Source organism: Streptomyces sp. NPDC021225, assembly GCF_044332865.1.
GTDB lineage: Bacteria > Actinomycetota > Actinomycetes > Streptomycetales > Streptomycetaceae > Streptomyces.
This window is the reverse complement of record NZ_JBIRPV010000008.1, coordinates 388565-407806: the sequence shown is the minus strand read 5'-3', so window position 1 is coordinate 407806 and position 19242 is coordinate 388565. Positions and strand designations below refer to the sequence as shown.

The following is a 19242-nucleotide window of genomic DNA, read 5'->3' as shown; positions in this document are numbered from 1 at the left end:
CCTTCTCGGTTCTCGCCGTCTTGGCCGTCAATGTGCCTCCTCGGCCACGTCGGGGCGCAGGCGCAGAGTACGGATCTGGAAGGGCCGGAACCGGAGATCGACGGCCCGTTCGTCGTCGGGGCGGGCCGTCAGTTGCTGAGCCGGCACTTCCAGCAGGTCGCAGTCGAACGCCGCGGCGAGCGGGAAACCCACGCGCAGGCGCGCGGCGACCGCTCCACCGCATGCCTCGTACAGGCGGACCACAACGTCCCCGCTCCGGTCGTCCGCGAGCTTCACCGACTCCACCACGATGTCCGTGGTGTCGAGTCCGGCCAGGGAGCGGGCCGAGGCCGGGGCCGGACGCAGCGGCAGGTTCAGCGCGTAGCCCCCGGCGATCGCCCCCTCGATCCCGGTGCCCGCGAGGAGGGCGTAGCTGAAGCTGTGCCGCCCGCGATCGGCCTGCGGGTCGGGGCTGTGCGGGGAACGCAGCAGCGAGAGCCGGACCGTGGTGGTGGTTCCGCCGTCCTCCCGGGTGTCGCGGCCCACATCGTGGCCGTATGTCGAGTCGCTCAGCAGGGCCGCACCCCAGTGCCGTTCGCCGACGTGCACCCAGCGGTGCGCGCACAGTTCGAAGCGGGCCGCGTCCCAGCTGGTGTTCTCGTGTGTGGGGCGCTGCACATGGCCGAACTGGATCTCGGCGCTCTCCCGGTCCGCGTGCACATCCAGCGGCCAGGCCGCCTTGAGGACGGTGTCCCGCTCCTGCCAGTCGATGTCGTTGCGGACGATCACCTGGCGGGACTCGGCGGGGACCTCGACGTGCTGGACGAACCGGGACGCTCCGTAGGCGCGCTCGACCCGGACCGACGCGAGCAGCGGTCCCTCGTCCACGAGGGTCACCGACTCGGCCTCGTCCAGGTCGCGCACGGTGTCGCGGTAGTACGGGTCGATGTTCCACGCCGACCACAGGTTGGGGTCGTCGGGGTGGAGCTGGAGGAGGTTGCCCGCGGTGCCGGGGGCGATGGCCTCGCGCTGTGCCGTGTGGTCGTACACCGACGTGATCAGGCCGCGGCGGTCCACGACGACCGTCAGCACCCCGTTGTCGAGGATGAAGCCCGCGTCCTGTGCCGTGGCGGTCACGGAGCCCCGGTGCGTGTCCACCGGGCCGCCCGTGGCGAGCGGCGGGACGTCGGCGAGGACGGCGCTGCGTCCGTCGAAAAGACGCTGCGCTCCCGCGAACTCCCCGCCGGTGACGACGGCGACCTCGCGACGGGCGTAGGGACCGGCGTTGAGCAGCGCGGGCGCGCCGGGCAGGTGACCGACCGCGTCGGCGATCAGCATCTCGAGCTCGGCGTGGATCTCGGCGTACTCACGCTCGGCCTGCTGGTGCACCCAGGCGATGGACGAGCCCGGCAGGATGTCGTGGAACTGGTTGAGCAGGACCCGCCGCCACAGCGATTCCAGGCGCTCGTACGGATACGGCGCCCCGGCCCGGACAGCGGCGGTCGCGGCCCAGAGTTCGGCCTCGCGCAGCAGGGCCTCGCTGCGCCGGTTGCCGCGTTTGGTGCGCGCCTGGCTGGTGTAGGTGCCGCGATGGTTCTCCAGGTACAGCTCGCCACGCCAGACGGGGAGTCGGTCGCGTTCGGAGCGTGCCGCCGCGAAGAAGTCGTCCGGCGCCTCGATGACGACCTTGGGCGAACCTTCGAGGTCGCGCAGGCGGCGGGCCCTCTCCAGCATCGAGCGGCTGGGACCGCCACCTCCGTCGCCGTAACCGAACGGGACGAGCGAGCGCGTCGCCACGCCCTTGTCCTGGAAGTTGCTCTCGGCGTGGGCGAGTTCGGCTGCGGTGAGGGAGGCGACGTAGCTGTCGACGGGCGGGAAGTGGGTGAAGATACGCGAGCCGTCGATGCCCTCCCACGCGAAGGTGTGGTGCGGCAGCTTGTTGGTCTCGTTCCAGGACAGCTTCTGGGTGAGGAACCACTCGGCTCCCGCGAGCTTCGCGAGCTGCGGGTAGGCGGCGGTGTACCCGAACGAATCGGGCAGCCATACGCCCTTCTGCTCGACGCCGAACTCCTCCGCGAAGAAGCGTCGCCCGTAGATGAGTTGGCGTGCGAGCGCTTCGCCGCCGGGGAGGTTCCCGTCGGCCTCGACCCACATACCGCCAACAGGCACCCAGGTGCCGTCGGCGACCGCTCGCTTCATCCGGGCGAAGATATCCGGGTGGTGTTCCTTCATCCACGCGTACTGCTGTGCCGAGGAGCAGGCGAAGATCAGCTCCGGATACTCCTGGGCGAGGGTGGTCATGTTGGTGAAGGTGCGCGCGCATTTGCGCACGGTCTCCCGGACCGGCCACAGCCAGGCCGAGTCGATATGGGCGTGGCCGACCGCGGCGATGGTGTGCGCGGAGGCGTGTGCGGGCCGGGCCAGCACATCGGCCAGCCGGCCGCGGGCCTGCACCGCGGTGCCCGCCACGTCGCCCGGGTCGACGGTGTCGGCGGCGCGGCGCAGCGCGTAGCGGATCTCGTGACGCCGCGATGAGCCGAGCGGCAGCTCATGCATCAGCTCGTCGAGCACCTCGATGTCGTGGATGAGGTGCCATACGTCGTCCTCGCGTACTGCGATCTCGGCCTGCTTGAGGCGGTAGATGTGCTCGGCGCCGGCGGTCTCGCGCGAACCGTGGTGGATGTGCAGACCCGCGCTGGCCACGATGGGCGGGTTGGCGGCGAGCTCGATCAGCAGGTCCACGCGGGCGCCACCGTTGGCGGAGTCGGTGAGCAGCACGCTTCGGTGGTAAGGGTGCAGGCCCTGGATCGGTGTGCCGTGGGCATCGTGCACCAGGCCCTCGGCCTGACCGCCGGGCCCCCGGGTGAGGTCGAAGTCGAGGTCGAAGACGGCCTCGACGCGACGCCCCGTCCACTGCTCGGGTATCTCCGCAGTCGCCCGCATCCACGTTGTCGCCCACGGGCCGCCCCAGGTGGAGCCGAGGGTGAAGGGCTCGTAGTCGGCGCGCAGGGCGTCGGCCGCGGGGACCGGTTCGCCTTCGACGAGCCAGGCGCTCAGGGTGAGCGGGCATACGGAGCTGTAGAGGGCGGGGCGGATCACACGGTCCAGCAGTTTGCGGATCCGTGTCTCGATGATCCGGCGGTCGTCATGCACGGAGCTGGTCCTTCCATGCCTCTTTTTCAGCGGCGGGCAGTCGAATGGCGTCCCGTGCGCCGTCGGCCCAGGTCACGTCCGCGACCAGGGTGGTCCCCTCGGCACGGGTGGTGACCCGCGGCAGGGAGTCGGGATCCGAACCGCCGAGGTGAACGAGGGCGACGTGGAGGGTGCCGTGGGCGACCGGGCCGTCGGTCCGCACGACGGGGGTGGCGGATGCGGCGCCCAGCGCGTTGCTGTCGGCTCCCGGCACTACGGACGCGGCGGACAACCCGTGTGCTCCGATGAGAGAGGAGACCAGCCCGTCGACGCCTGCTACGCGGGCGGTGGCGCCTTGCGCAGCGCACGGCGCGCCCTGCGGATCGACAGCGAGGGACCATCCGCCGATCCGCAGCACATGACCGGTCGGCTCATCCCCGGCGGCGGGGTCGACGCGCACGGCCCGTACCTCGATCGACCCGCGCAACGCGGAACCGACGGTGACCCAGGGACCGAGCACGTAAGGGGTATCGGGCCCGCCGAACGGGTCCCACGTCGCGTCCTGTGGCCAGTGCGCGCGCGAGCGCGAGACGGCTGTGGCACCGGCCATGGAGATCCTGGTCGCCGGGCGGCGGTGCGAGGCACGGCCCGCCGCGTCGAGGAGCACGACCGCGTTGTCGAGCGGGCCGGTGTCCGCGCAGGCGCCCGGACCGGCCGTGGGGTCGCCGGGGGTCTCGGGTGCCGTGTGTGTCGAGTAGGCGAACCGGGCGTAGCAGGGGTCGTCGGCATGGGGCCGAGCCGGGTCGGCGTGGTCGCCGCCGTGGTTGACGACTCGTACGACACCGTCGGCGGCCGTACCGGAGACCAGCCAGCCGGGCGCGGGCAGGGCGCGTGTGACGTTGCCCTGATCTATGGCGAGTTGTGCCTCATCCTCGGTCCACACCGGGTGGTCCGGCGGCAGAGCGAGACCGATGAAGCCCTTGCTCGCCCAGTACGGGGACGCGGGTCCCGAGTACGCCTGGAGGATGCCGCGGTAGGGCCGGTGCCAGCCGAGCGTGAGCAGTCCCCGCTCGTCCATGGCGCCGTGGTCGGTGAAGTGGTGGAGCATACGGTTCGCCAGTGCCCGGGTCTCCCCCGGTGCCAGTGGCGTCGCGTCGAACAGGGCGCCGGTCCACAGCGAGGCGAGCGCGGCGTGGCGGTACGTAAGGGAGCGGCCCTGGATGAGCGGTGAGCCGTTGGCGCCGATCAGGAGGCGCTGGTCCGCCAGGAAGCGGTGCAGCCGGGCCCGGTAGCGGTCGAGGAGTCCGCCGGGTGCCGCATCGCCGAGGATGCGGCAGAACCACAACGGGTACAGGTGCATGGCCCAGCCGTTGTAGTGGTCGAAGTTGCGGTGGGCGCCGCCGGTGAGGCCGTCGGAGTACCAGCCGTCGCCCGCGTACCAGCCGTCCGTCAGGGCGATGATCCGGTCCAGGTCCTGTTGCCGCCACTGACCGCCGACCGTGCGGGCGAATGCCTCGGTGATGCCCTGGAACCAGATCCAGTTGTTGCCGGGCATCGGGTCGCCGACCATCGGGGCGAGCCAGTCGAGGACCCGCTGCCGCACCTGGTCGTCGAGCCGGTCCCAGATCAACGGCCGCGTCTCGTGCAGCGCGAGCGCGATGGACGCGGCCTCGACCTTGGCCTGGTTGCACTCGGTGAACGTGGGCCAGCGCTCCGGGTTCTCCGGGTCGGTGCCGGCGGCCAGGCCCCGCGCGTACCACCCGGCGATGTCGTGCGGATCGTTCCCGCCCCCTCCCGCGAGCCGGAAGCCGGCCAGCAGGAAGGTGCGGGCGAAGCCTTCGAGTCCGTCGCTGTGCGCACCGTTCGCGCTCGGCACGCCGGGCAGGTCGATCAGGGCGTGCTCGTGGGTGGCGTAGGGCCGGACGGCGAGCAGCAGCTGGTCTGCGGTCCGCTCCCAGTGGGCACGGTCCTCGGCTGGGGTGCGATTCATGACCGCGGCAGGCGCAGGGTCACCATCTGGAACGGTCGCAGTGCGAGCACGACGCCGCCGTCGGCGTGTGTCGGTGGCCCGGCGTCCGGGAGCGGCCGCTCCAGCAGATCCGTCGGAGCAGCGCGTTCGATGGCGAAGCCGTCGATGCGGACGATGGCACGGGCGCGGCCGCCGTGCGCCTCGTAGAGGCGGACGACGAGGTCGCCGCTGCGGTCGTCGGCCAGCTTCACCGCGCTGACCACCACGGCGTCGTTGTCCACGGCGACCAGAGGCGCGACCGCTTCGGCGGTTCCGGTGATCCGGCGCTCGGGCAGGTTGGCCCGGTGGCCCTCGCGGACGGCGTCACCGATCGTCGCACCCGGCGCGAGCGCGTGATGGAATCGGTGCACACCCTGATCGGTCTCCGGGTCCGGGTAGCGAGGCGCGCGCAGCAGCGAGGCCCGCACCGTGGTCGTCGTACCCGCGTCGGCACCCGTACGGACGGCGCGGGTCACGTCGTGGCCGTACGTCGCGTCGTTGACGAGCGCCACGCCCCAGCCCGGCTCCTCGACATGGACGAAGCGGTGGTTGCAGGCCTCGAATCTGGCCCACTCCCAGCTCGTGTTCTGGTGGGTGGGACGGTACACATGGCCGAACTGCGTCTCGGAGGCGTACCGGTCGGCCTTCACATCCAGCGGGAACGCCAGCTTCAGGAACTTCTCCGTCTCGTGCCAGTCGACCTCGGTGTCGATGTCGAGCCGCTTCGCGTCGGCAGGAACGGACAGCAGCTGAACCGCCTTGGAGCGCCCGAAGACCCGCTCAATCCGCACCGCGCCGCCGTCGACACGTACGTCGGCTGCCTCGGTGAGGTCGCTTCCGACGTTGCGGTAGAAGGCGTCCACGTCCCAGGCGTCCCACTGGTTGGGAAAGTCGGGGTGCAGCTGAAGCAGGTTGGCCGCCTGCCCCGGAGCGATCACCTCCCGGTCGCCGATGCGGTCGTAGACGGAGACCACCAGGCCCCGCCCGTCGATCTCGACCCGGAGCAAGCCGTTGTCCAGGACGTAGCCGCCCCCGTCACGCGGGACAGGAGTAACACCGTCCCCGTCCGTGGCCTGTGCGGAGGCTCCCCGGGCGGGGACCGAACGGCGGTTGTGGGGAGCTGAGTTGAAGACGATCTCGGTGCCTCCCGATGGATCACCGGCCAGCGCGCGCTGCGCATCCGCGATGATGCCCTCGAGTTCCGCGGCGAGGCGCGCATAGGTCTCGCGTGCCTCTCGGTGCACCCATGCGATGGACGAACCCGGCAGGATGTCGTGGAACTGGTGCAGCAGCACCGTCTTCCAGATCCGGTCCAGCTCTTCGTACGGATACGGGAAACTGCGGCGCACCGTCGCCGTCGCGGCCCACAGCTCCGCCTCGTACAGGAGGGACTCGCTGCGCCGGTTGCCGCGCTTCGTCTGCGCCTGGCTGGTGAGGGTGGCGCGGTGCAGCTCGAGGTAGAGCTCGCCGACCCAGACGGGCGGGTTCGGGTATTCGGCCTCGGCCTTGCTGAAGAAGGTGGCGGGGGTCTCCCACACGACGGCCGCGGCGCCCTCCAGGCTTCGCATCCGGGCCGCCTTGGCGACCATCTCGCGCGTGGTGCCGCCTCCGCCGTCGCCATAGCCGGTCGGCGCGAGGGAGTGCGTGGCGACACCCTTCTCCTTGAAATTCTTCGCGGCATGGGCCAGCTGGCGGCCCGTCATCTCGCAGTTGTACGAGTCGACGGGCGGGAAGTGCGTGAAGATGCGGGTGCCGTCGATGCCCTCCCAGAAGAAGGTGTGGTGCGGGAACGTGTTGGTGCGGCTCCACGAGATCTTCTGGGTGAGCAGGCGTGTCGAGCCCGCGGCTTTGATGATCTGCGGCAGGCCGGCCGCGAAGCCGAACGTGTCGGGCAGCCACGCCTCGTCGCTCTCGATACCGAACTCTTCGAGGAAGAAGCGCTTGCCGTGGACGAACTGGCGGGCCATCGCCTCCGACCCGGGCATGTTGGTGTCGGACTCGACCCACATCCCGCCGACGGGTACGAACCGCCCGTCGGCGACGGCCTTCTTGACCCGGGCGTACACCTCGGGCCGGTGCTCCTTGATCCAGGCGAACTGCTGCGCCTGGGACATGGCGAAGATGAACTCGGGCTCGTCCTCGATGAGTTGCGTCATGTTCGACGCCGTGCGGGCGACCTTGCGAACCGTCTCGCGCAGCGGCCACAGCCACGCGGAGTCGATGTGGGCGTGGCCGACGGCACTGACGCGGTGGGCCGCGGGGACGGCGGGCGCGGCGAGCACACCGGCCAGTTCGTCCCGTGCGGCCTGCGCCGTACCGTTGACGTCCTGGAGGTCGACGGCGTCCAGGGCGCGGCCGACCGCGCGCAGGATCTCCCAGCGGCGGGCCCCGTCGACGGGAAGTTCCGCCATCAGTTCCCCGAGCACCTCCAGGTCCATGGCCAGGTTCCAGACCGTCTCGTCGAAGACGGCCAGCCGCATCTCGCCGAGCACGTACTGGGGTGCGTCACCGGCGGTGGCCTTGTCGCCCATCGGTGTCGGCTGGAACGGGACGCCGCTCGCGTCGAGGTCCGGGTTGGAGGCCGCCTCGATGCGCCAGTGGATCCGCTCGCCGCCGGACACGGGCGAGCCGACGCCGACGTGGTTGTTGCGCGGGTGGAGTCCCTTGACCGGGGTGCCGTCGGGGGCGTGGACGAGGCCCTCACACTGGAAACCCGGGGTGCGCGGGGTGAATCCGAGGTCGAGGACGGCCTCGACGGTGCGGCCCGCCCACTCGGCGGGGACCGTCCCGGTGACCTTGAACCAGCTCGTCCCCCACGGCGTTCCCCACGGGGTGCCGGGGGCGATGGGGCGGGTGGGTGCCGCAAGGCCCTCGGCCACCGGCACGGGTTCTCCGGGGGTGGACCAGATCTCCACGGCGAGGGGTGTCGTGAGGGGGTGGACGGCCGGCCGGATGCGCTCTCTGAGGACGCGTTCCAGGCGTGCTTCGACCAGCTTCCGGTCGTCGTGCATGAAAGGGGTCTCCCTGTTGCTGCGAGCGGGCGAGAGGTGGTGCGGGTGTCGTTCAGCGACCGTCCACCGGAGCGGGGCGCTCGCAGGAGCTGGTCACCTGGAGCGCTCGGCCCTGGGCCGCCGCGTCCATGAGGGTGAGCATGATGTCCAGGACGTGTGCGGCGAGTTCGGCCGACGCCCGGTGCGGTCGTCCGGCCGACAGCGCATCGGCCAGGTCGGCGAGGCCCACGCCGCGTCCCGCGTCCGGGTAGCCGGCGGAGACGGGCAGCATCTTCCAGCCGTCTCCGCGGTGGATCTCGACGGCGCCGTCGAAGCCGTTCGGGTCGGGCAGGGACAGCGAGGCTTCGGTGCCGTGGACCTCGATGCGCGGCAGCCGCGCTGCGTGGATGTCGAAGCTCATCACGAGCGTGGACAGGGCTCCACCCGCGTGCTCCAGGACGCCGGTGATGTGGGTGTCCACCTCCACCGGGAAGGTGTGTCCGGCGCGCGGGCCGCTGCCGATCGTGCGCTGTGCGCGCGGTCGGGAGGAGGCGCCGGTCACCCTGACCACCGGGCCGAGCAGGTGGACCAGGGCCGACAGGTAGTAGGGCCCCATGTCGAGCAGTGGGCCGCCACCCGGCTGGTAGTAGAACTCCGGGTCCGGATGCCACTTCTCATGGCCCGCGGTGGTCATGAACGCGGTGGCCGCGACCGGCGCGCCGATCAGGCCGTCGTCCACCGCCTTGCGCGCCGTCTGGGTTCCGGTGCCGAGGACCGTGTCGGGCGCGCAGCCGACCCGCAGGCCTGACATGCGCGCCGCCTCCAGCACGGCGTCGGCCTCCTTGCGGTTGGCCGCCAGGGGCTTCTCGCCGTACACATGCTTGCCCGCGCCGAGCGCCGCGAGGGCGACCTCGGCGTGCGCGGCCGGGATCGTCAGGTTGAGCACGGCGTCCACGTCGTCCCGGGCCACCAGGTCGGCCACGGACTCCGCGACGGCCGGTTCTCCCCCGCCCGTGCCCTGCTCCGCAACGGCCCGGGCGCGGCCGCGGTCGAGGTCGGTGACGGCGGTCAGCCGCAGCGAGGTCAGCCGCTCCAGCGTCGCGAGGTAGGCGCCGCTGATCTTTCCCGCGCCCACGATGCCGATGTTCAAAGGCTTCAGCGGCTCGCCCACAGCAGTCCCCTTTCGGTCAGCGTGCGCACCTCGGGCACGTCGAAGTCGTCGGGCTTGTGCCCGATGGTCGAGACGAAGACCCGGCCCGCGCCCCAGGTCCTGGTCCACACGGCGGGCATCACCGCGGGCCGGTCCCGCAGTTCGTCGGCCGCGAAGGTGGTGGTGGCGAGGACGTCGATATGCGGGTCGGTGAGCACCCAGTACTGCTCGGTGTGCACGGTGAAGTCGTCGAGGCCTTCGATGACGGGATGGTCGGCTCGCTCGGGCAGCAGGCGCACGGTGTGGTCGTGGAAGCCCGGCGGGTGCATCACGAACTTGCCGCCGGTCAGCAGGTGGTAGCCGTGGTCGTGGAAGCAGTCGACAATGCCGCCGTGCCAGCCGGCGAGGCCGGTGCCCGCGCGCACCGCCACGGCGAGGTTTTCGCTCTGCTCGCGGGTGATGGTCCCCATCGTCCAGCACTGCACGATCAGGTCGGTCGCGGCCAAGCGCTCCCCGTCCTCGTACACGGCGAGGTCCTCGGAGGTTTCCACAGTGAATCCGCGGTCCTTGAGAAACGGTACGAAGCTGTCGCTGATCGTCACGGGCTGATGCCCGTCCCAGCCGCCACGGACGACGAGCGCCCGCCGGATGTCGCTGGTCAAGGTAATGACACGCTCCCATCGGCGCCGCAGGGTGGAGTGCGGCGGTCGGAGTCGGATGAAGTCGCTCAACGGGTCGTCGCGGCCCAGCGGAAGTTGATGCTGAGCGAGAAGCTACGAACCGCCGTCGCATTTTGTCAATACGTTGGAGGAAGCATGGGAGGGCCCGCGCACCCCGAGTCGACGAAGGTCTTGTTCACGCCTACCGGCTCAGGTGTCAGGCCACTTATTTTCCACTCTCCACTCAATTTACTACCGGCAACAAGAATTCTCCTTGACCAGTTTCCGATTCGCGGGAGAAATGCCCACGCCGGCCATTGACGCCGGGCGACGCCATGGTTTTGCTGGCACGCGGAGAAATACCCCCACTCCCCCAACCCCACTGGAGGAACTCCATGGCCCTCACCAGGCGCAGAATGATCGGCGGCGCGATCGCCGCGACCGCGGGCCTGGGCACCGTGGCCGGACTGACGCGGGCCGACGCGGCCGAGAGCACCGGCGCTCAGCCCGCCGCCAGCGGGCCAGGTGATGTCGTCGGCAAGATATCTGTCGGCTATCAGGGCTGGTTCGCCTGCACAGGCGACGGCTCCCCCATCAACAGCTGGTGGCACTGGAGCAGGGACCGGTTCCAATCTCCGTCACTGTCCAACACAACCATCAAATCATGGCCGGACATGGCCGATTACCAGCGCGGGTTCACCACCGCGTACCCGAACCTCAACAGCGGCGGGCCCGCTCAGCTCTTCTCGTCGTGGGACCAGCAGACCGTCGACACGCACTTTCGCTGGATGCGCGAGAACAACATCGACACGGCCGCTCTTCAGCGCTTCAACCCCTTCGGCGACGAGGGTCCGACGCGTGACGGCATGGCACAGAAGGTGCGTCAGTCGGCCGAGGCGAACGGGCGCAAGTTCTACATCATGTACGACGTCACCAGCTGGACGTCCATGCAGTCCCAGATCAAGCAGGACTGGACGGAAAAGATGAAGGCGCACACCGCGTCCAGCGCTTATGCGCGACAGAACGGCAAGCCGGTGGTGTGTATTTGGGGGTTCGGCTTCAATGACTCGGGGAGACCATTCGAGCCAGGGCCATGCAAGGACGTCGTGGACTGGTTCAAGGCACAGGGCTGTTATGTGATCGGCGGTGTGCCCACACACTGGCGTACCGGTACCGAGGATTCACGGCCCGGATTCTCCGCCGTGTACCACTCGTTCAACATGATCTCCCCATGGATGGTCGGGCGCATCTCCAGCCCTTCCCAGTCCGACGACTTCTTCACCGACATCAATTCGCCGGACAAAGCGGATTGTGATGCGAACGGCATCGACTATCAGCCGTGCGTCATGCCGGGCGATCTCCAGGAACGCCACCGCAGGCACGGTGATTTCATGTGGCGGCAGTTCTACAACATGGTGCGGCTGGGTGTGGGCGGCATCTACATCTCCATGTTCGATGAGTTCAACGAGGGCAATCAGATCGCCAAGACAGCGGCGAGGGCGGCCGATGTGCCGTCGGGTTCGGGGATCTGGGCGCTCGACGAGGACGGTACGGCGTGCTCGTCCGACTACTACCTGCGGCTGACCGGTGACGGCGGCCGGATGCTCAAGGGGCAGATCGCTCTCACCCCCAACCGGCCGACACCGACCACGTGAGGGCGGCCGGGGCCGAGGCGGGGCGCTCCCCCTGCCTCAGCCCCGCTCGCGTCCCTTCAGGCGCGGGGTGAAGGTGGCGTGGAACAGCGTCGACGCGGCGCCCACCGCGGCGGCTTCCGCGCTCAGCACCGAGCGCTCCACGTGGACGCGCCGCAGCCGGCGGGCGGTGGGGAACTCGTTGACGGCGCGGCCGATCTCCTCCAAGTAGCAGTCGGCGACGTCGTCGGTGAAGAACGGGCCGCCCAGGACGATCAGGTCGATGTCGAGAAGGTCGACGAGTCCCAGGGCTCCTCGTCCGACGGCACGTGCCACTTCGCGCAGGGCGGCGGTGGCGGCCGGGTGTCCGGCCGCGGCCGCGCGCCCGACGGCGCGGTATGCCTCGGTGCTGCTGTGCTCCGTGCCGACGGTGCGCAGGCCGAGCCGCTCGGCGAACTGCGGCACGGACACGGGCGGGTTGCACTCGGGCAGGATCTCGGGCCGTCCGTCCGCGGCGACACGGTCGAGGGCGAGCGCGCACAGCTGCCCGAACTCCCCCGCGTTCGCGCTGACTCCACGGTAGAGGTCGCCGTTGAGGTAGAGGCCGGAGCCGACGCCGGTGCCGAGATAGAGGTAGGCGAAGTCCCGGGCCCTGCGGTCGCGCCCGATCCAGCGCTCGCCCGCGGCGGCGGCGAGCGAGTCCTTCTCGATGAGGACCGGGCAGGGGAAGTGCTCCTTCAGCAGGTACAGGAGGGGCAGGTCCTGCCAGGCCCGCATCAGGGGCGGCCCGAGGACGGTGCCGGAGGCGATGTCGACCGGCCCCGGCACGGCCACGCCGACGCCGAGGAAGCCGTTGGGCTGAACGGCGCCACGCGCCTTGCCGAGCGCTTCATGGCCCACCTCGACGGCTTGCGCGACGAACTCCGCGGGGTCGATGTCGGCACTGATGGTGCGTGTGCACGTACACACGAGGGCTCCGTCGAGGTCGATCACGACGGCGGTGAGCACCTCCGGGTCGATGTGCAGGCCGAGCGCGTGCGCGGCGGAGCCGCACAGCCGCACCGGTGTGCGCGGCTTGCCGGAAGTGGCACGGCGCTGGGCGTCCTCCACGAGAAAGCCACGGTCCAGCAGCGACCGGGCGATACGGGACACGGACTGCTGGGTGAGGCCGGTCCGGTGGGCGATCTCGCCGCGGGTGACGGTGCCGACGAGGCGTACGGTCTCGATGACCACGCACTCGTTGAAGGATCCGAGGTCGAGCTGGTTGACTCCGCTGAACGACGGTGCGTCCGGGGCGTGCCAACCGCCATCCGGACGGCTCTGGTGCTCGGCGACGCGCTCGCGCAGCCAGCGGACCGAGCGCCCGGCCGACTGTGCGGGGCGCTCGAGCGCGGCCACCAGGTCGAGGAAGACCCGGCGTGACGACTCCGGGTGGCTCGTGCTGTCCAGGGCGATCAGGGCATTGAGGAAGCCGCGCCAGCTCGCGCGCACCGGCAGGTCGTGGTGGCTGACGAGCGATCCGGCGGGCCACCGCTCATCGGTCGACCACAGCGTGACGGCGTGCAGGGTGATGTCCGCGTGCAGGGCCGCCGCGTCGGCGAGGAAGGCGCTGAACTCCTGGTCCTCCGAGGCGGGTTCGAGGCGCAGCGTGTCCAGGGCCCGGTCGAGTCCGGCCAGCACCTCGGCGTCGATCACGGTGACCGCGGCCGCGGGCCTCGGGGCCTCCGTGCGGGTGCCGACGAGCAGGACGCCGCGGTCGGCGTCGGCGTACAGGCCCATCACCCATGCATCGGCGCCGGGCAGTGGCGGACGGGTCGGGATGCGGGGGACGATCGGCTGGTCCGGCATGATGTTCCAGCGGCGGCGGATCGCCGCGACCGTGGCGTGGGAGACGCCGAGTTCGCGGGCGACGGCACGGCTCGCGCCGCTGCCGCCGGGCGCGAGCAGGGTCCGGGTGACGACGTCCGCCTCGTCGACCGTGACGGGCCGTCCGGTGCGCCTGCGCTGTTCGAGCGCGGCGAGTCCGCCGCTGTACCAGCGGTGCCGCCAGGCGCCCACGGTCTGCCGGGACACGCCGAGGCGCCGTGCGATCTCCGCGTCGCGCCGGCCCTCGGCGGCCAGCAGCACGATCCGAGCGCGCAGCGCGAGGGGCCCGTCGGCCGCGGCCCAGTCGCGCAGCGTGGCCCGGGCCTGGGACGTCAGCGTGTCGGCGTGGAGGGGATCAGGCACCGAGCGGCTCCTCGTCGGCCTCGGCCCGGCTGATCCTCAGGGTGCGGATCTCGAACGGGCGAAGTTGCAGGTGGATGTGGGGTCCGTCGTGGGCGTGCGGGACGGCGTTCTCCTCGAGCAGGTCGGTCGTACACACTTCGGCGACGTTGAAGTCTGCGGTGAGCGTGGTCAGCGCAGCGTTGCCGCCGGCTTCGTACAGACGTATGACGACGTCTCCGCTGCGGTCCTCGGCGAGCTTCACCGTCTCCACGACGACGTCCGGGTGGTCGACGCGCACCAGCGGACGCAACGACGACGCCCCGTCCGACAGGCGCAGAGGCATGTCCAGGCGGTAGCCGTCCACGACAGCGTCGCCGACGGTGGCGCCGGGGCGCACGGTGTGCCGGAAACGGTGCACTCCCCGGTCGGCGTACGGGTCAGGGCTGTGCGGGGCGCGGAGCAGGGTGTGCCGCAGCGTCGTGTCCGTGCCGCCGTCGCACCGTTCGCGACGGACGACGTCGTGGCCGTGGGTGACGTCGCCGGCGAAGCCGACCGTCCACGTGGGGGCGCCGACATGGATCCAGCGCTGCGCCACCCGTTCGTCTCCGTCGCCCGGTGCGTGCACGGTGTGGCCGAAGGCGATGCCGCAACGTACCTGGGATGCTTGCCCGCTGAGCGGCCAGGCCTGTTTGAGGGTGGTGTCGCGCTCGCGCCAGTCGACCTCGGTGTCGACGGTCAGCGAGGGGCCGCCAGCGGTCAGCGTCAGATCCTGTGTGAAGACGGAACGGCCGTTTCCGCGGCGTACCCGCACCGTGGCCACCAGCGGCCCGCTCGCGAGAAGTTCGACGTCCTGCGCGTGGATCAGGTCCCGGCGCGTCCGGTCGCTGCCGAGCGCGAGTGTGCGGGCAGGATCGGCGACCGGCTCGTCACGGTGGAGTTCCAGCAGGTTTCCGCGCCCGCCGGGGGCGATGACATCGTGACCCGTGGCCGGGTCGACGAGGGAACGCACGAGACCGTCGCCGTCGATGGTGACGCGCACCAGGCCGTTGTCGAGGACGCGGTGCCCCTCGCGGGTGCGGCGGGCCATGACCGGTGCCGTACCGTCCAGTGCGATGCCCACCGGGCCGCTGCCGTGGGCGGGCGCTTGGGCGAGCATCGCGCACCGCCCGTCGGGCAGCCCCTGGGCGACGGCGGCGCCCTCGACCACGCCGTCCAGCACGACGACCTCGCGGCGGGCGAACGGTGCCGCGTTGTGCGCGGCGACGTCCCCGCCCGGCCCGAGGGCGCGGTGGACGATCCGGGTGAGCCGGCGCGCGGCCTGGTGGTGCGCATCCTCGGCGTCCTGGCGGGCCCGGGCAACCGCGGCGCCGGCGAGGACGTCGTGGCTCTGCTGGGTGAGCACCGACTGCCAGATGCGGTTCAGTGCGTCGTACGGATAGGGAATGCCGCGCCGCACCGCCGCCGTAGCCGACCACAGCTCCGCCTCATGGAGCAGCACTTCGCACATCCGGTTGCCTCGCTTGGTGCGCGCCTGGCTGGTGTACGCGCCCGCGTGCGGGGCGAGGTCGAGGGCGCCACGCATGGTGGCGCCGACGTCCGTGTCGTGTGCGGGGTGCAGGGTGTGTGACCGCGGACCGTCCAGGTCCGCAAGGCGGCGGGCCCGCTCCAGCGTGGCGCGGTCGGGGTTGCGCAGGGTGTGGCAGGACCGGGCAGAGGCGTCATCGTTCCCGGGGCCGGCCGCACGGCCCGCGAGGCGGGTGAACATGGTGGTGCCGTCGATGCCCTCCCAGGCGACGGTTGGCCCCGACCGCGACTCGTCCAGTCGGGAGACCAGCAGCCAGTGCGCGCCCACGGCCCTGGCGATCTGAGGCAGGGCCGGCGAGACACCGTCCGCGTCGGTCAGCCAGACACCGTCGCTGTCGGCGCCGAATTCGCCACGGAGAAACCGACGCCCGTGTACGAACTGCCGTACCAGCGACTCCGCTCCGGCCAGTTCGGTGTCGGCCTGCGCCCACAGGCCGCCGACCGGCAACCAGGCGCCGTCGGCGACCATCTTGCGCAGCCGCTCGAAGACATGCGGCTCATGCTGTTTCATCCAGGCGTAGTGCTGCACCGCGGGCGTGGCGGAGACGAATCCGGGGTACTCGTCGGCGAGCGCGGCGAGCGTGCTGAAGTCACGGGCGCAGGCACGGATCGCCTCGTGCAGGGGCACCGCGCCGAGCGAGGCGGGTGCGCTCTCTCCCACCACAAGGGCGGGACGGCTCGACGGCGCGACGGCGCGGGCGAGTTCGGGCGCGAGCACGGCGCATGCGGCGGAGGCGGTGCGGCCGACGGCGCGCGGGTCGACGGCGTCCATCGCGCGCTCCAGGGCGTCGCGGATGCGGGCCCCGCGCGGTACGTCGTCGGACAGCGAGCGCTGGAGTCGGTGCAGCGCCCGGATGTCGTGCGACAGCCGCCACACCGCCTCGTCGCGCACGGCGAGGTCGGCACGGCCCACCCGCAGCGGCAGGGCATCGGCTGCGGCCGCGGGGACGGAGGCCTCGACGAAGAGTCGTACGTCGTCGCCTCCATGAGCGCGCCCGGCGACGAGGACCGGGTCCGGATGCCCGGCGCCCAGTCCTTGCAGCGGCGCTCCGTACGCGTCGCGGACGAGCGCCTGCGGCCTGGCGCCTTCCCCACCGCCCAGGTCGAGGACCGCCTCGACGCGGCGGCCCGCCCAGCGCTTCGGTACGGTCGCCCGGAGCGTGAACCAGGAGGTTGACCACGGCCGCCCCCATGTGTCACCCACGGAGAACGGTTCATAGTCGGCGCGCAGGGCGACATGTGCCGGCACGGGCTCGCCCGGCAGATGCCAGGCGCCGACATCGAGAGGGATGCGGAGCGGGTACAGCGCCGGTCGCAGCCTTTGGGCGAGGAATGCGGCTATGCGCTCTTCGAGCATGGGCGGTCCCCTTCGCGTCCAGCCAGTAACCGCTATGTAAAACCATGTGTGTTATCAAGTCAACGCTTCGCACCGGCGCCCTTGAATTGCAGATGAGAGCCGGGGAGATTTCTTTTGTCAGGGGACTTAGATTCCAAATCCGAGATCGCTTGTAAAGAAAAGGATTGACGTTTCGGGTATGCGAGCGCGACGAGAGCACACCCAGCGGGTGTGCTCTCGTCGCGCTCGGTGCCTTAAGTCAAATCGATGGACTTACACGGGGCGCCGTAGAGCTCCCCTGTGTGCGCGACGGACTCAGGGCCGCTGCACACTGCCGTCGGTGTTCCGCAGCAGCGCCCACCGGTCGTGGCCGAGAGGCTCGGGCACGGGGTAGCGCCGGGCCGCGGCCTCGTCGAAGTCAACGCCGTGGCCTGGCGCTCCGGAGGGCACAAGCAGCCCGCCGTGTGCCACCACGGTGCCGGGGAACACCTCGTGCACCGGCTCCTTGAAGACGGCTGCCTCCTGAACGCCGAAGGCCTGGCTGCTGACGTCGAGCGCGAGGGTCGCGGCCTGGGCGACGGGGCTGACGTCCGCCGGTCCGTGCGGGGCGAGGCGAACCCCGTGCAGTTCGCACAGGGCTGCCAGCTTCCGGACAGGGGTCAGGCCACCGAGGGTGGGGATGCGCACGCGCGCGAAATCGATGTCCGGCCCCCTCAGGAGCGCCACGAACTGCTGTGGGTCGCTGAAGAGCTCTCCCACGGCGAGGGGAACCGGCGAGACGGCGTGCAGCCGCGCGAAGTGCGCGGCGTCCTCGGGGGCGAGCAGGTCCTCGACGAAGTACAGGCCGATGTCCTCGACACGGCGCAGAAAGTCCGCGGCCTGACGAGGATCGAGCCGTTCGTGCACATCGTGCAGCAATTCGACGTCCTCGCCCTCGAGTTCGCGCACCCGTGCCAGCACCCGGGGGACGGTTCGCAGATACGCCGCGGAGTCCCATGGCACCCGGCGCTCGCGCACCGCCTGCGGATCGGCACCACCACCTGCCCCGTAGGTGTCCGATCCCGGCACCGCGGCCTGGATTCGCACATGCCGGTAGCCGCGCTGCCGGGCCGCGCCTACCTTGTCGGCGATCTCCTCGGCGTCGACTCCGTCGACATGCGTGTACGCTTCGGCGCCGGTGCGCACGCGGCCGCCGAACAGGGAGTACAGCGGCACGCCCAGGCGCTTCGCCTTGAGGTCCCACAGGGCCACGTCGACGCCACCGAGGGCGTTGCCGGTCACTGAGCCGCCCCGCCAGTAGGCGCTGTTGAGGATCAGCCGGTGCAGGTCTTCGATGTCGTCCGGGTCGCGTCCGGTGAGCAGCGGGGCGAGGTAGTCGTCGAGGACCGAGCGGACGGCAAGGGTGCGCTGCGGATCGCTGGCGCAGCCCAGGCCGTACAGCCCCGGCTCGTTGGTCTCGACGCGGACGATGAGATGGGGGCAGCCGTGCGGGGCGGTCAGGAAGGTGCGGACGGCCGTGATGCGGATCTTGGACCCGCGCTCATCGACCCAGGGGGCCGGAGCGAGCAGGCGGGCGAGGGCGATGACATCAGGCTCCGTCATGCGGACTCCAGCATTCGAGTAGCAGAATGACGTACTGCTATCCGAACGTATGAAGCGGGAATCCTTTTTGTCAACGGCCATGCAGATATGGCGCTTGAGGGCCGGGGGCTCGAGCTCCCGGCCCTCAAGCGCGCATGGCGCCTCGCGTATGCGCTCAGTGCTGACCGAGGCGCTTGAGGAGCATGCTCAGGGAGTGCGCCGCCTCGGTCACCGCCTGGGCCACTTCTTCGATCCGGTCGTCGCCCATCCTGCTGCGCGGCGCCGAGCAGCTCACCGCGTCACCGCCGTCCGGGGACACACCCAGCGGCACGGCGACGGACCGGATGTCCACCGCGTTCTCCCCGTCGTCCATGGCCCAGCCGCGCAGCCGCGCCTCCGCGAGTTCGGCCAGGAAGGCGTCCGGGTCGACGACGGTGTCCGGCGTGAGCTTCTCCAGCGGCCAGGTGAGCCGGCGCTGCACCTCCGCCTGGTCCAGCTGGGAGAGCACGGCCTTGCCCAAAGCCGTGGCGTGCGCCGGCAGCCGATACCCCACCGCGGAGTACGTCCGCAGCGCATGCCGTGACTCGCGCTTGGCGAGGTGGACGACGTGCGTGCCGTCGAGCCTGCCGAGATGCACCGCCTCTCCGGTCTCCTCAGCCAGGGCGTCGAGCACCGGCCCGGCCAGGCTCGCGACGTCGTCACCGGCCAGATACGCGGTGCCGGTGAGCAGGGCCTTCAAGCCCAGGCTGTAGCGCGTGCCGGACGGGTCGACGTCCACCCAACGCCTGGCCTGCATGGTCCGCAGGATCGCGTGCAGGCTGCTCTTGGGCACGGCCATCGCGCTCGCCATTTCCGCGAGCGAGAGGCGGGCACCGTCCCGCCCGAGGAGTTCGAGCACCTCCAGGACCCGAGCCGCGGACTTGACCTCTTCGACCTTGCGGACCCCCGCGGCGTCCGTCACCGATTCCACTGCCCCTCCGCTTC

General features: G+C 70.9%; 10 protein-coding genes. 1 reads left to right on the top strand and 9 read right to left on the bottom strand.

Features of this window, described 5'->3' with window-relative positions; translation table 11 throughout:
• Positions 1-27: 27 nt before the first annotated feature.
• The 5 genes from ACH4S9_RS32570 to ACH4S9_RS32550 are packed head-to-tail and all read right to left on the bottom strand — an operon-like array spanning position 28 to position 9921.
• Complete coding sequence (locus ACH4S9_RS32570; protein WP_398375122.1) at positions 28-3132, bottom strand: alpha-mannosidase; 3105 nt, start codon at positions 3130-3132, stop codon at positions 28-30.
• Positions 3125-5101: a DUF2264 domain-containing protein gene (locus tag ACH4S9_RS32565; RefSeq protein ID WP_385338117.1), complete on the bottom strand. Its 1977-nt coding sequence runs from the start codon at positions 5099-5101 to the stop codon at positions 3125-3127. Before ACH4S9_RS32565 ends, ACH4S9_RS32570 begins: the two co-directional genes overlap by 8 nt.
• The gene (locus tag ACH4S9_RS32560; RefSeq protein ID WP_398375120.1) at positions 5098-8130 is read right to left on the bottom strand and encodes an alpha-mannosidase; all 3033 of its coding nucleotides are present in this window, start codon (positions 8128-8130) and stop codon (positions 5098-5100) included. The genes ACH4S9_RS32565 and ACH4S9_RS32560 overlap by 4 nt, the downstream gene beginning before the upstream one ends.
• A 52-nt stretch (positions 8131-8182) precedes the next feature.
• Positions 8183-9280 (bottom strand): Gfo/Idh/MocA family protein, encoded by a 1098-nt coding sequence (locus ACH4S9_RS32555; protein WP_398375118.1) that lies wholly within the window; start codon positions 9278-9280, stop codon positions 8183-8185.
• Positions 9265-9921 (bottom strand): ThuA domain-containing protein, encoded by a 657-nt coding sequence (locus tag ACH4S9_RS32550; RefSeq protein ID WP_311724118.1) that lies wholly within the window; start codon positions 9919-9921, stop codon positions 9265-9267. Before ACH4S9_RS32550 ends, ACH4S9_RS32555 begins: the two co-directional genes overlap by 16 nt.
• A gap of 392 nt (positions 9922-10313) precedes the next feature.
• Here ACH4S9_RS32550 and ACH4S9_RS32545 point away from each other — a divergent pair, with 392 nt between their 5' ends.
• Positions 10314-11573: a glycoside hydrolase family 71/99-like protein gene (locus tag ACH4S9_RS32545; RefSeq protein WP_398375117.1), complete on the top strand. Its 1260-nt coding sequence runs from the start codon at positions 10314-10316 to the stop codon at positions 11571-11573.
• A 36-nt stretch (positions 11574-11609) separates the two neighbouring features.
• Here the strand turns inward: ACH4S9_RS32545 and ACH4S9_RS32540 are convergent, their stop codons facing one another.
• From ACH4S9_RS32540 to ACH4S9_RS32525, 4 genes are all read right to left on the bottom strand, one after another.
• Positions 11610-13778, bottom strand: a complete 2169-nt coding sequence (locus ACH4S9_RS32540) for an ROK family protein (protein WP_398375115.1) — start codon at positions 13776-13778, stop codon at positions 11610-11612.
• Positions 13771-16698, bottom strand: coding sequence for an alpha-mannosidase (locus tag ACH4S9_RS32535; RefSeq protein WP_398375113.1), 2928 nt, complete (start codon positions 16696-16698; stop codon positions 13771-13773). The genes ACH4S9_RS32540 and ACH4S9_RS32535 overlap by 8 nt, the downstream gene beginning before the upstream one ends.
• Positions 16699-16992: 294 nt before the next feature.
• Positions 16993-18279 (bottom strand): enolase C-terminal domain-like protein, encoded by a 1287-nt coding sequence (locus ACH4S9_RS32530; protein ID WP_398375111.1) that lies wholly within the window; start codon positions 18277-18279, stop codon positions 16993-16995.
• 154 nt (positions 18280-18433) lie between these two features.
• Positions 18434-19228, bottom strand: coding sequence for an IclR family transcriptional regulator (locus tag ACH4S9_RS32525; protein ID WP_014181960.1), 795 nt, complete (start codon positions 19226-19228; stop codon positions 18434-18436).
• Positions 19229-19242 lie beyond the last annotated feature (14 nt).